This window comes from Myxococcus sp. CA051A (assembly GCF_013336705.1).
Classification (GTDB): Bacteria; Myxococcota; Myxococcia; order Myxococcales; family Myxococcaceae; genus Myxococcus; species Myxococcus llanfairpwllgwyngyllgogerychwyrndrobwllllantysiliogogogochensis.
This window is the reverse complement of the sequence record NZ_JABUMS010000003.1, coordinates 271,366-284,313: the sequence shown is the minus strand read 5'-3', so window position 1 is coordinate 284,313 and position 12,948 is coordinate 271,366. Positions and strand designations below refer to the sequence as shown.

Here is a 12,948-nt window from a genome sequence, read left to right as displayed (position 1 = left end):
GGTGGGCCTCAAGACCTCCCCGACGCGGCGCGAGCTGGCACTTCGGACGGAGCCTCCGCCACCGACATGGGGCGCCCCAGCGCCTCGGCGTACAGCCCCAGACTGCGGGCCGCCATGACGTCGTGCCGCAGCGCCCCCATCGCGCGTTCACGCCCTCCACGTCCCAGCTGCCGCACCAACTCCGGCTCGTCCAGCAGCCTGCGCGCCGCGCGTGCCAGCGCCACCGCGTCACCCACCGGCACCGTCAGCCCCGTCTCCTCGTGGCGGCTCACCCAGGGTACGCCCGAGTGAGGAATCGCCGTGTTCAACACGGGCAGCCCGCTGGCCATGGCCTCGACTTGAGACAAGCCATACGCCTCGCTCCGGGCGTTGCTGGGAAACCACAGCGCCGTCGCCGCGCGATAGGCTCCAGCGAGCGCGTCGGGCGACAGGTAGCCCGCCCATATCACGCGCGCCTCCACGCCCAGCGCCTTCGCCTGGCGCCGCGCCTCCGCCTCCACCGGCCCCTCGCCCACCACCACCAGTCGCCCCGGCACCCGCGTCAGGGCCTCCAGCGCGGTGAACAATCCCTTGTAGTAGACGAGCCGCCCCACCATCAGCCACAGCGGCTCGCCCGCGGCCACCTCACGCCACCGGGCCTCTTCCGTCCGAGCGGAGGCGGACGGATGGAGGAAGGGCGACACGTCGATGCCCAGGGGCAGCGCCCGCACCTTGGAGCGGAACGCGCGCAGCAGCGCGGAGCCGGGGACATAGGCGTCGCTGGTGGCCAGCACCCGGCACGCCCGCGCATACAGGAGCGCCTCGAAGGGACGAAAGAGCGCACCCGCCACCCTCTGACGGATGACGTCACTGTGGTGGGTGATGAAGACGGGCGGCAGTCGGGGCACGGCGTCCAGCGCCAACACCATGGTGGGGTTGGGCGTGTGAACGTGCACCACGTCCACGCCCCGTCCGAGCGCGCGCCACAGCGCCCCGGGCAGGTCCGTCAGCAGGTCCATCCGCGCCACGGAGGCGCGGCGGCCCAGCCTCACCACGCGCACCGGACCGTCCCAGTCCTCGCGCGTGGGACTTCGCCCCAGGAACTCGTGGCTCGTCCCTGTCCCATCCGCTGAGTGGTTGGCGCAAATCACCTCCACCCGCGCGCCCAGCGCGGCCTGCTCGAGCGCCAGCGTCCGGACATGTGCTTCCATTCCACCCGACGCGGGCGGATAGAACTTGCCCAGGTGCAACACCCGCAGACCCGCTCCCGCCGGGGGCGTGCTCACGACTGCGTCACCCCGTCCTTGGACTCCTCCGCGTACTGCCCATAACCCTGGTAGGCCAGGTACGAGTCCCCGTAGCGCGGCGCCTTCAAGTCCACGTCGTTGAGGATGGCGCCGTACATGCGCGCCTGCACGTCCGCCAGCGAGCGCAGCGCGCGCCGGGCCGACTCGCGGTTCGTCTTGCCCGCCTTGAGCACCAGCACCACGCCGTCACACTGCGTCGCCAGCACCGCCGCGTCCGCCACCGCGTTGAGGGGCGGGCTGTCCAGGATGACGCGGTCGAACTTCCCCGCCGCCGCCTTCAACAGCTCCGTGAAGGCCCGCGTGTGCAACAGCTCCGCCGGGTTGGGTGGGATGGGGCCGCACGGCAACACGAACAGGCCGGGCACTTCCGTGCTCTTCACCGCCGCGTCCAGCGTGCCCTCGCCCACCACCAACGAGGAGATGCCCAGTTCGTTCGGCACGCCGAAGGCCCGGTGCAGCCGGGGCCTGCGCATGTCCGTGTCCAGCAGCAACACCCGGTTGCCGCTCTGGGCCATGGCCACGCCCAGGTTGATGCTGGTGGTGGACTTGCCTTCCTGAGGACCACTGGACGTCACCACCAGCGTCTTGAAGGGTGTGTCCGGAGACATGAACAGGAGGTTGGTCCGGATGGCCCGGCAGCACTCCGCCACCGACGACTTCGGCTCGCGGTGCACGTAGAGGTCCCGGTCCTTCGGCGGGTGGTGCCCCTCGATGCGCGGCATCACGCCCAGGAACGCCAGCCCCAGCCGCTCCTCCACGTCCGCCTGCGTGGCCACGCTGTTCTCCAGCAGGTCCAGGAGCAGCGCCACGCCCAGCCCCGCGAGCACCCCCATCACCAACCCCACCAGCAGGTTGCGATTCACGTTCGGCTTCACCGGGATGTACTGCGGCCGGGCCGAGTCCAACACGCGCACGTTGCTGGTGCGCAAGAGGCCCGACAGCTCGATGTCCTTGAGCCGCTTGAGCACCAGCTCGTAGAGCCGCTGGTTGTTGTCCGACTCGCGCTTGAGCCGGTCGTACTCGATGGACTTCTTGTTCACCTGGAACGCCTCGGCCTTGGCGTCGTCCAGCAGCCGCACCAGGTTCTTGCGCTGCGCCTCCGCCTCGGACAGCTCCGTCTCCGCCGAGCGAACCAGGTTGCGCAGGCTCTTGAGGAAGTCGGCCTGAATCACCGCCAGCTTGCCCTGGCACTCCAGGAGCTTCGGGTGCTCGGGCAGGTAGCGCTCGGTCAGCTCCGCGCACGCCACGCGCACGTCCGTGTAGGCCTTCTTGAGGTCCTGGATGGAGCCATCCTTGGCCCCCGGCAGCGCCTCCGCCCACAGCTCGTCGTCGGGCGAGGCCTTGCGCAGCTTCTGGATGGCCTCCACGCGCGCCTGCAGCGCGGCGATGCGGGTGCTCACCTCGGTGAGGTTCAGGTTGTAGCTGTTGATGCGGTCGCTGACGATGCTCATCCGCGACTCCAGCGACGTGGACAACATGTCCGCGTCCTTCTTGAAGTCGTAGACGGCCATCTCGCTCGCCTTGGACTGGTTCTCCAGGTCCTCCAGCCGCCCCTCCAGCCAGCTTTGCGCGTCCTCCGTCATGCGCAGCTTGAGCGCCAGGTTCTCCGCCATGTACGCGCCCGCCACTTCGTTGGCGAGCAGCGCGGCGCGCTGGGCATCCAGGTCATCCACCGCGATGTTCATCACCCGCGAGTCCTTCGCGGGCAGCACGCGGATGCGCGACTGGAGCAGCCCCACCGCGTCCGAGCCCTGCATGGCCTGGACGCGGGCCTTCTCGTCCTGCAGGCCCGCGAGCCCCAGGAAGCCTGGGTCCGTCGACAGTCCGAGCTTGTCCACCACCCGGCTGGCCACCGCGCGCGAGGTGATGATTTCGCTCTGCGTGGCGTAGTACTCCTTGTTGAACCAGTAGTTGCTGCGCTCCTCGCCCATGACCTCCTTCACCTCGCCGTCCAGGAAGCGAGGCGCCATCACGTCGATGATGAGCGAGGTGCTGGCGGAGAAGACCTTGGGCTGGCGCAGCGTGTAGACGGCCGCGAGCGCCGCCACCACCACCGCCACGCCGAGCACGACCCACTTGCGTCGCCAGAGCGCCCGCGCGCGGAGCATCAATCCCGCGGGCGTCGGGCCGTTGTTGCCACCGGCCGGGTCGAACACGGTTCCTTCCACGTCTTGTCTCTCCTGGAGCCTGGAGCGCCTGGGCCGGGGCCGACCTTCACCCACACCCATGGACACCGTCGTCGAGCGTGCCGTGTCCGCCCCGGGTTGTCCATCGTTCCGCCGTCGCCTGGACGCCCCCCTTCCACCCTTCTTCGAGGGAGGAACGCGCGCATTCGGGCCGCCTGTGCTAGGGAGCGCGACGTGAGCTTTCCGCACTCCGTCATCATCCCTTTCGACTCGTCCACTGTAGATGCCGCCGCCCATTTCGCCCGCGCCCTGGCGGGCCGCGCGGAAGTGGTGCTCGCCGGAGACGGCCAGCCTGATGTGGCATCAAGACCCGGCCTCCATGTGCTCAGCGTCCAGGGAGGCAAGGGCGCGTCCATCCGCGCGGCGCTGTCCCACGTGACGAGCGCCGTGACGGTGCTCCAGGACCCGGATGCGGCCTATGCACCGGACGCCTATGAGGCCCTCATGGGCCCGCTCCAGGCGGACACCGCGGACGCCGTCTTCGGCCGCCGTGGCACCCCCGGCCTGACGCCGGAGCTGTGGGCCGAGCGCGCGATGGGCCATGTTGCCCGCTTCGTCACGGACGTGCCGGTGAAGGACCCGCTCAGCGGCGTGCGCGCGTTTCGCACGGAAGCCCTGCGCTCCGTCACCCTCACCAGCGATGACGACGCGGTGGACGCCGAGCTCGTCGTGAAGCTGGCCGCGCAACTCTACCGCCTCACGGAAGTGTCGCTGCCGCCCATGCAGGCCGTGCCCCGCCGCCCGCGCGCCGCGCGCTTGTCGCAGCTGCGCACGCTGATGCGCTACGCCACCGTGCGCGACGACGCAGACAACCAGCACGAGGGCTACACCACGCTGGAGCGCATGGACGGCGCCACCCACTACAACCAGTGGCTGGGCCGCCGCTTCCGCGCGCACCTGGGCCGCCGCGTGCTGGAGATTGGCGCCGGCATCGGCACGATTACCCGCGAGCTGGAGTCCGGCGCGGAGCTGCTCATCGCGCTGGAGGTCGACCGCTTCTACGTCGACCGCCTGAAGAACCTCTTCCGCGGCCGGCCCCACGTCCGCCCGTACCTGTCCGACGTGGCCCTGGCGGACTGGGAGTCGCTCAAGCAGGAGCGCCTGGACACCATTGTCCTCTCCAACGTGCTGGAGCACATCCCCGACGACGGGTCCGCGGTGCGCCGCTTCCGTCAGATTCTGGCGCCCGGCGGACGGGTGCTCATCCTCGTCCCCGCGCTGGAGCAGCTGTTCGGCAGCATCGACGAGGCCGTGGGCCACTACCGCCGCTACACCCCCGCCAGCCTGCGCGCCGTGCTGGAGGAGAATGGCTTCGAGGTGGAGAAGCTGGAGTGGATGAACCTGGTGGGCATGCCCGGCTGGTTCGTCAACAGCCGGCTGTTGCGCCGCCGCTCCGTGCCCAAGCTCCAGCTCAAGCTGTACGACACGCTGGCCCCGCTGTTCGCCCGCGCCGAGGCGAACGTGAAGCTGCCGGTGGGCATGAGCCTCTTCGCCGTGGCCCGCGTCACCGGAGGCGACGCTTGAGGATGCGCCTCCCGGCGACGACGCACCACACCGCGGGGAGCACCACGCCGTGAGTCTGGCGCCAGGGCCGGCCACCGACTCGCAGACCCCTTCGGAGTCCTCGGCGCCCGGCCCCACCGGGAAGCCCGTCATGGCCTCCCGGGGCGCGCCTCGCGCGGTCTGGGCCGCCCTGGCGGCGCTGTATGTGTTGTTGTTTCCGTACCACCCGAAGCTGCGCTCACCCAATGAGCTGTGTCGGCTCTGGCAGAGCATCGCGCTGGTGGAGCACGGCACGCTCGACATCAACCAGGTGCTGCGCGACCGGGGCTACGTGGGCGACCTGTCCGTGAAGGATGGGAAGTACTACCCCAGCAAGGCGCCGCTGCTCTCGTTCGCCGCCGCGCCGGTGTACGCCGCGCTGCGCGCCGCCTCGGGTCCGGAGCCGGTGCCCGAGGTCCCCCTCGTCTTCTTCTCGCGCCTGTGGCTCACCGTGCTGCCCACGCTGGGCCTGCTGTGGCTGGTGCGGCGCTACCTGCGTGCCACCCTCACTGCGCCCGTCGCCGACGCCCTCACCGTGACGTACGGACTGGGCTCGCTGGCGTTCAGCTACTCCCTGTTGTTCATGAGCCACCAGACGACGGCGGTGCTGCTCTTCGCCGGCTTCTATGCGCTGTGGCGCTGCGCGCGAGGGGAGTGGCGTGAGCGGGGCTATGTCCTCGCGGGGGCGTGCGCGGGAGCCACCGTGGCGGCCGAGTACACCGGCGCCCTGGGGGTGCTCGGGCTGGTGCTGTACGCCGCGCTCACCTTCCTCTTCCGCGACGTCCCGGCCCGCGAGCGATTGCGGGGCCTGGGCCGCGCCGCCGGGCTCGCCACGCTGGGCGCGCTGCCCTTCGTGCTCGCGCTGATGGCGTACCACCAGGCCACCTTCGGACATCCGCTGACGAGCGGGTACAAGTACCTCAACGACTCCGGCTACCAGCCGTGGCACCTGGGCGGCTTCCTGGGCATCCGCACGCCGGACCCGCGCGCCTTCACCCTGTCGCTCGTCTCTCCGCTGCGGGGGCTGTTCACGCTCGCCCCCTTCCTGCTGCTGGCCGTGCCCGGCCTTTCGCGGCTGCGTTTCCGGCGCGGCGCCGACGTCTCCGCCGAGCAGCGCGCCCTGGCGTGGATGACGGCGGCGCTCCTCGCGGGCTACCTCTACTTCACGTCCTCCTTCTCCTATGACTCCTGGGGCTGGACGACGGGACCGCGCCACCTCACCGGCCTGGTGCCCTTCCTCCTGCTACCCGCGGGCCTGTGGCTGGAGCGCCTGCGCGAGCGTCAAAGCCTCACCGCCCTGGGCGCGGGCGCCATGCTGTGCGGAGCCGCCATCCTCACCACGGGGCTGGCCACCTTCGTCAATTACATCCCAGACGACGTCTCCAACGCCCTGGGAGGTCTGACGTTGCCGCTGCTGCACGCCGGCTTCTTCCCTCCCTCCGTGTTGTCCTTCCTCGGTGTGCCCCAATCCATCGCGGGCGTGCTGCTGCTCGTCCTCCTGGTGGCCGTGACGGGTTGGGTCCTCGCCACCCTCGCCACGCCCCCCGGGCGGCGCTGGCCCGCCCTGCCCTCCGTGGCCGCGGGTCTCGCGACGCTGCTGCTGGTGACCACCCTGCATTACCAGACCACCGAACATGACGACGCGGACCGCAATGCCGTGCGGTTCCTGGAGTCCGTGTGGCTCGCGCCTCCCCAGGGCCACGTGTCGTTCTGGCCCCGTCCGCCTCACTGAGACGCATGAGTAACCGGAGGCGCGTCCAACTCCCTGGGCGGCTTCCATGGCGACGACCTCCTCGCCGCCAGCGGCACTCCCCGGGCACGACGTTCCGTGCCACAGTTGTCTCCTCCCAAGGAGGCAGTGACGATGATGAAGCGGGTTGCCCTGGTGATGAGCCTCTGTCTGGCCCCGAGCGTCTACGCGGAGGATGAAGTCGCGGACGTGTGGAAGGCCAAGTGCAAGTCGTGTCACGGCGACGACGGCAAGGCGCAGACCAAGATGGGCAAGAAGGAGTCCATCGTCGACATGAGCCAGGCTGCCTGGCAGGCGGCCGAGTCGGACGCGGACATCCGTCAGGCGATTGCCGACGGCTCCCCTCGCAACACGAAGATGAAAGCCTTCAAGGACAAGCTCACCGCCGCGCAGATTGACGCGCTGGTGGGATACATCCGCACCATGAAGGCGAAGTAGGGCCCCGCGGCTCGCTGAATATCCCTCCGGGGTGCGCGTCAGCCGGACAGAGAAACGGAGCCGACCATGAAGACCCTCTCCACCGCCCTCGTGTTCTGCCTGTCCATGGCCGGTCTGTTCGCCTCGGTTCGCGCCGATGCCCTGACCTCCCCGCGAATCGAGCCGGGAGTGTCCCGGCCCGAGCCCCTCTCGCTGCGTCCTGGCGACGGCAAGGGAGGTGGGGACGGGGATGACAAGGGCGGCGACGACAAGGGTGGCGACGACGAGGAGGACGAGGAGGACTACCGCTCCCGCTACGCCGGTGTCTCCGGAGCCGCGGCGCTGGAGCTGGTGGACCCCGGTGTCCTCAACGACTTGATGCGCCTGCGCGCCGCGGCCCGGTACGGCCGCTACTGAGCAGGCAGGCGTGCCCTCGGCTCAGGCCCAGCGCGTCTGGGTCTCGTCCTGGGCCTGGACCACGCGGGGCAGCGTCACCGAGAAACACGTCCCGGCCTCCAGTGAGGACGCGACATCCACCCACCCGCCGTGGGCCGTGACGATTTGCGAGACGATGTAGAGCCCCAGGCCCAGCCCGTGTCGGTGGGGCCGGGGCATGCCCGGCTCGGGCGTGGCGCGGTGGAAGGGCGCGAACAGGCGCGGGCGCAGCGAGTCCGGAATGGGCGGCCCGAGGTTGTGGACCTCCACGCGCTGGAAGAGCGGGTCGCTCGCCGCCAGCCGCACGCGCACCGACGTGCCACTGGGGCTGTGTTGCAGCGCGTTGCCGACCAGGTTGGAGAGCACCTGTCCCAGCCGCTCCTCGTCCCAGACGCCGCGCGACTCGCCATCCACCTCCAGGTCCACCTGATGCTGGGGATGGGCCGGCTCCAGCTCGGAGATGATGCGACGGCACACCGACTCCATGCACACCTCGCGCGGACGCAGGGGGATGCCTCCCGCCATGCGCGCGCGGGTGAAGTCGAGCAACTGTTTCACCAGCCGCGCCATGCGCTCGGCGCTCCCGTCGATGCGCTGCGCCACGCGCCGCGCCTCCGGCGTCAGCGTGGCCTGGGCCAGCAGGGCCGCGGCGGACAGCCGCACCGCCGCCAGCGGGTTGCCCAAATCGTGCCCCAGCACGCCGATGAAGCGCTCCTGGAAGCGCGCCTCCTCGTCCCGCTCCAGCTCCTGGCGGCGGCGCGCGGTGACATCCCGGCTGATGCCGAACAGGCCATAGACGGTGCTGTCGCCCCGACGGAGCACGCCCTTGGTCGTCTGCCAGATGCGGTCGCTTCCCGGCCCGCCCTCTGAGTCCTCGTAGGTGGCGGTGACGCCGGACTCCATCACCGCGCGGTCATGCGCCAGCGTGGGCCCGGCGACGTCCTCGCCCAGCAACTCCAGGTCCGTGCGCCCGAGGATGTCCTGCGGCGCCCGATTGAACGCCCGCGCGGTGGCGGGATTGATGAGCACGTAGCGCGCATCCACGTCCTTCACGTAGATGGCGTCGGTGGCGCTCTCGATGACGGCGTGCAGCAGGTCATGGTCCCTGCGCAGCGTCTCCTCGGCGGCCATCCGCTCCGTCAGGTCCTCCAGGAAGACGACAACGCCGTCCTCCCAGGGCGACACCCGCGCCAGCAGCCAGACGAGCCCCACGGAGGACTGGCGGGAGACACGCACCACCTCCGGCTCGCGGCGCACCGCCACTCGGACACACGCGGCGAACAGGCCACATTCGCCCACCCACGGCGCTTCCTCGAGGAGGCGCTGGCGCACGAGCGGACGCTCGTCGCGCCCCAGCCAGCGCTCCGCGTGGACATTCGCGGAGACGCACTCGAAGTCCAGGATGCCGTGCCCAGCGGAGCGGACGCTGCGCAGCACCATCACTGCTTCGGAGGGGGGTGCGCCCGCCCCGCTCATCAACCTGTTGCTCCAACGGCCGGATTGCATGGCTGGCGTGTGGCACCCCCCAGCGATGCCTTGCAGGAGAGTAGTTCCTGCCCCGGGCATGCGGCCAACCCACCCCAGGTACGGCTGATTCGTGGCGGACACAGCATTCGTGGCCGCGTCGGCTCCGACACACGACACGCAATGCGCTCTGTCGTTGACCTGTCAGGGGCATGCCCCTAATTACCCTGCGGCCCTCAGGGGTCCACTCATGGACACTCCTTTCACACAGAGGCGGGATGACGAGGCGGCGCAGCCTGGCGGCGTGCCGCTCGTGGCGGGTGACACCTTCGCCCGGTTGCTGGCGGAGCTGCGCCCGGGACACCGCGCGCGGACGCAGGGACTGAAGGGCTCCGCCCGGGGCCACGTGCTGGCTCGCCTGCACCGTGAAGCACGCGCGCCGCTCGTCTGCGTGGCGGCGGACGAGGAAGCAGCCGATGCCCTGGCCGCCGACCTCGCCTTCTTCCTGGGTGGCACCGGCACGCTGCTGCGGCCGAGCGTGCTGCGCCTGCCCGCCGACGAGGTGCTGCCCTACGACGAGCTGTCCCCGGAGGCGGTCGCCGTCACCGAGCGGCTGGGCGCGTTGTTTCACTTGTCTCAAGGCACGCGCTTCCCGGTGCTGGTGCTGTCCCTGCGCGCGCTGCACCGCCGCGTGCTGCGCCCGGACGTCATGGCCGCGCTCACGGACCGGGTGGTGGTGGGCCAGGAGTACGACCGGGACGCGCTGGCGCGGAAGCTCTCCCGGATGGGCTACCAGAACAGCCCGATGGTGGAGGACGTGGGGACGTTCTCCGTGCGCGGCGGTCTGCTGGACGTCTTCAGCCCGCTCTACGACAAGCCGGTGCGCCTGGAGTTCTTCGGGGACACCATCGACTCCATCCGCGCCTTCGACCCGGAGTCGCAGCGCACGGTGGACGCGCTGAAGGAAGTGGACCTGGTGCCCGCGCGGGAGCTGCTGCTCACCGAGGACACCCGTCCGCGCGCCGAGGCCGCCGCCCGCGAAGTGGCCGAGCACATCAACCTGCCCACCATCCAGCTGCGCGAGCGGCTGGACGCGTTGCGAGAAGGGATGCCCGGCTTCGGACTCGAGGGCCTGCTGCCCGCGCTGTTCGAGGGCGGACTGGCCACGGTGTTCGACTTCCTGCGCACGTGGAGCCCGGAGGCGCCGGTCTTCTACCTGGACGACCCGCTGGAGCTGGGGCGCGCCGCGGACGCGCTGTGGGACGAGTTGGAGCGCACCTTCGTCGCGGCCGAGGAGCGCAAGGACCTGGTGCGCCCGCCGGCCGAGCACTTCCTTTCGCGCGAGGCCGTCGCGGAGCTGCTGGGCGGCTATCGCGTCGTCGAGGGTGGAGGCCTGTCGCTCACGCAGTCCGAGAAGCCGCCGGTGCTCTTCCAGTTCGGCGGCACGCAGGACCTGCGGGAGGCGATTCTCGCGCACCATGGCGAGGAGGGCGCGCTCTCGCCGCTGGTGGACCGGCTCCAGCGCTGGCGGGACTCGGGCGTCGCGTGCGCGGTGGCGTGCGGCACGCTGAGCCAGGCGGACCGGCTCAAGCGGCTCTTGCTGGACCGCGACGTCATGGTGAAGGTGCACACCGAGCCCATGACGGACGCGTCGGTGCTGTACGAGCCGTCGGTGTGGGCGCACCTCTTCACGGGGGAGGTGAGCCAGGGCTTCGTGGACGGCTCGGGCGGGCTGGCCGTGCTGTCGGACGAGGAGATTTTCGGCGTCCGCGCGCGTCGGCGCGTCAAGCGCGGCAAGAAGCTGGATGCCTTCGCCGCGGGCTTCAAGGACCTGAAGGAAGGCGACCTCATCGTCCACACCGACTTCGGCATCGGCCGCTACTCGGGCCTGACGAAGATGCAGGTGAACGGCGTGCCCGGGGACTTCCTCGTCCTGGAGTACGCGGGCCGGGACAAAATCTACCTGCCGGTGGGCCGCATGCGGCTCATCCAGAAGTTCACCGGCGGCAACCCGGACACCATCCAGCTCGACAAGCTGGGGACGACGAGCTGGGAGAAGACGAAGAAGCGCGTCAAGGAACAGCTCCTCAAGATGGCGGCGGAGCTGCTGCAAATCGCCGCCTCGCGCCGCGCCCACCCGGGCCACTCCTTCAGCGCGCCGGACCGCTACTTCGCCCAGTTCGAGGCGGACTTCGAGTTCGAGGAGACGCCGGACCAGGCGAAGGCGATTGAGGACGTGCTGGCGGACATGCAGAAGCCGGAGCCCATGGACCGGCTCGTCTGCGGCGACGTGGGCTACGGCAAGACGGAGGTCGCCATGCGCGCGGCCTTCAAGGCGACGCTGGACCGCAAGCAGGTGGCGGTGCTGGTGCCCACCACGGTGCTGGCGCAGCAGCACTTCCTCTCCTTCAGGAAGCGCTTCAACGACTACCCCGTCACGGTGGAGGTCATCTCCGGACTGAAGAAGCCGCCGGAGGTGCGGGACATCCTCAAGCGCGCCAAGGAGGGCAAGGTCGACATCCTCATCGGCACGCACAAGCTCCTGGGCGGCGAGGTGGCCTTCAAGGACCTGGGGCTGATGATTGTCGACGAGGAGCAGCGCTTCGGCGTGAAGCAGAAGGAGTCGCTGAAGAAGTGGCGCTCCCAGATTGACGTGCTGACGCTGACGGCGACACCCATTCCCCGCACGCTGCACATGAGCATGTCGGGTGTGCGCGACATGAGCATCATCGCCACGCCGCCGCAGGACAGGCGCGCCATCCGCACCTTCGTCATGAAGTACGACGCCATGGTGGTGAAGGAGGCGATTGAGCGGGAGGTCGCTCGCGGCGGGCAGGTCTTCTTCGTGCACAACCGCGTGGAGTCCCTGCCGTCCATGGAGCAGCAGTTGCGCGAGCTGGTGCCGCAGCTGTCCGTCGGCGTGGCGCACGGACAGATGGGTGAAGGGCAGCTCGAGAAGGTGATGTTGGAGTTCACCGAGCGCAAGCACCAGGTGCTCCTGTGCACCGCCATCATCGAGAGCGGCATCGACATCTCCAGCGCCAACACGATGATTGTGAACCGGGCGGACCAGTTCGGCCTCGCGCAGCTCTACCAGCTCCGAGGCCGCGTGGGCCGCTCCAAGGAGCGCGCGTATGCGTACCTGCTGGTGCCCACGCGTCGGGCGGTGACTCGCGATGCGCAGCGGCGGCTGGAGGTGCTCCAGAACTTCACCGAGCTGGGCGCGGGCTTCTCCATCGCCAGCCATGACCTGGAGATTCGCGGCGCGGGCAACCTGCTGGGCGAGAAGCAGTCCGGCGCCATCGCCGAGATTGGCTTCGACATGTACGCGCAGCTCCTGGAGGAAGCCGTCGCGGAGCTGCAGGGCCAGCCGCCCAAGGTGCAAATCGAGCCGGACGTCACGCTGCCCATGCCCGCGCTCATCCCGGACGACTACGTCAGCGACGTGCACCAGCGGCTCGTCTTCTACAAGCGCTTCAGCCAGGCCGGCCACCCCGACGAAGTGACGGACCTGCGCGCGGAGCTGGTGGACCGCTACGGCGAGGCGCCGGACGAGGTGGACCACCTGTCCGAGCTGACGCTGCTGAAAATCGACATGCGTGATTTGCGACTGCGGGGCCTGGAGGTCGGCACCCAGCGGTTGGTGGTGACGCTGGGCGCGGACGCGCTCCTGGACGGACCGAAGGTCGCCGGGCTGGTGCAGCGCTCGAAGGGCTACTACCGCCTCACGCCAGACATGAAGCTCATCGCCCGCGTGGCGCAGGGCCTCCAGGGACATGACCTCATCGCCGAGGCGCGCAAGGTGCTGAGGGACCTGGACCACTGCTCGCTGCCCCGGAGCTGAGCCGTCCCGAAACGAGAAGAGGCC

The 12,948-nt window shown here is 70.0% G+C and carries 8 protein-coding genes; 5 read left to right on the top strand and 3 right to left on the bottom strand.

Annotation, left to right across the window (positions count from 1 at the left end; all coding sequences use genetic code 11):
* Positions 1–8: 8 nt before the first annotated feature.
* Positions 9–1,265 carry a glycosyltransferase gene (locus HUA74_RS11110; RefSeq protein ID WP_174454545.1) on the bottom strand — a complete coding sequence of 419 codons (1,257 nt, stop codon included), beginning with the start codon at positions 1,263–1,265 and terminating at the stop codon, positions 9–11.
* The gene (locus tag HUA74_RS11105; RefSeq protein ID WP_174454544.1) at positions 1,262–3,454 is read right to left on the bottom strand and encodes a polysaccharide biosynthesis tyrosine autokinase; all 2,193 of its coding nucleotides are present in this window, start codon (positions 3,452–3,454) and stop codon (positions 1,262–1,264) included. The genes HUA74_RS11110 and HUA74_RS11105 overlap by 4 nt, the downstream gene beginning before the upstream one ends.
* A gap of 192 nt (positions 3,455–3,646) precedes the next feature.
* Between HUA74_RS11105 and HUA74_RS11100 the strand changes: the two genes are divergently transcribed.
* The 4 genes from HUA74_RS11100 (at position 3,647) to HUA74_RS11085 (ending at position 7,598) form a co-directional block, all read left to right on the top strand.
* Positions 3,647–4,996 (top strand): bifunctional glycosyltransferase/class I SAM-dependent methyltransferase, encoded by a 1,350-nt coding sequence (locus HUA74_RS11100; protein WP_174454543.1) that lies wholly within the window; start codon positions 3,647–3,649, stop codon positions 4,994–4,996.
* A 49-nt stretch (positions 4,997–5,045) separates the two neighbouring features.
* The gene (locus HUA74_RS11095) at positions 5,046–6,746 is read left to right on the top strand and encodes a hypothetical protein (protein ID WP_174454542.1); all 1,701 of its coding nucleotides are present in this window, start codon (positions 5,046–5,048) and stop codon (positions 6,744–6,746) included.
* 132 nt (positions 6,747–6,878) lie between these two features.
* Entirely contained in the window at positions 6,879–7,202 is a 324-nt protein-coding gene (locus HUA74_RS11090) for a c-type cytochrome (protein WP_174454541.1), read from the top strand.
* Between the two features lie 66 nt (positions 7,203–7,268).
* Positions 7,269–7,598, top strand: coding sequence for a hypothetical protein (locus HUA74_RS11085; protein ID WP_141641766.1), 330 nt, complete (start codon positions 7,269–7,271; stop codon positions 7,596–7,598).
* Between the two features lie 21 nt (positions 7,599–7,619).
* On the opposite strand, the gene HUA74_RS11080 is transcribed toward HUA74_RS11085, so the two are convergent.
* Positions 7,620–9,092 (bottom strand): PAS domain-containing sensor histidine kinase, encoded by a 1,473-nt coding sequence (locus tag HUA74_RS11080; protein WP_254625015.1) that lies wholly within the window; start codon positions 9,090–9,092, stop codon positions 7,620–7,622.
* A gap of 238 nt (positions 9,093–9,330) precedes the next feature.
* Between HUA74_RS11080 and mfd the strand changes: the two genes are divergently transcribed.
* Positions 9,331–12,924 (top strand): transcription-repair coupling factor, encoded by a 3,594-nt coding sequence (mfd, locus tag HUA74_RS11075; protein ID WP_174454539.1) that lies wholly within the window; start codon positions 9,331–9,333, stop codon positions 12,922–12,924.
* The last annotated feature ends 24 nt before the right edge of the window (positions 12,925–12,948 follow it).

Excerpts from the sequence above, each read along its gene's own strand:
- HUA74_RS11090 (WP_174454541.1), top strand. The coding sequence starts at position 6,879 with ATGATGAAGCGGGTTGCCCTGGTGATGAGCCTCTGTCTGGCCCCGAGC.
- HUA74_RS11085 (WP_141641766.1), top strand. The coding sequence starts at position 7,269 with ATGAAGACCCTCTCCACCGCCCTCGTGTTCTGCCTGTCCATGGCCGGT.
- HUA74_RS11080 (WP_254625015.1), bottom strand. The coding sequence starts at position 9,092 with ATGAGCGGGGCGGGCGCACCCCCCTCCGAAGCAGTGATGGTGCTGCGC.
- mfd (WP_174454539.1), top strand. The coding sequence starts at position 9,331 with ATGGACACTCCTTTCACACAGAGGCGGGATGACGAGGCGGCGCAGCCT.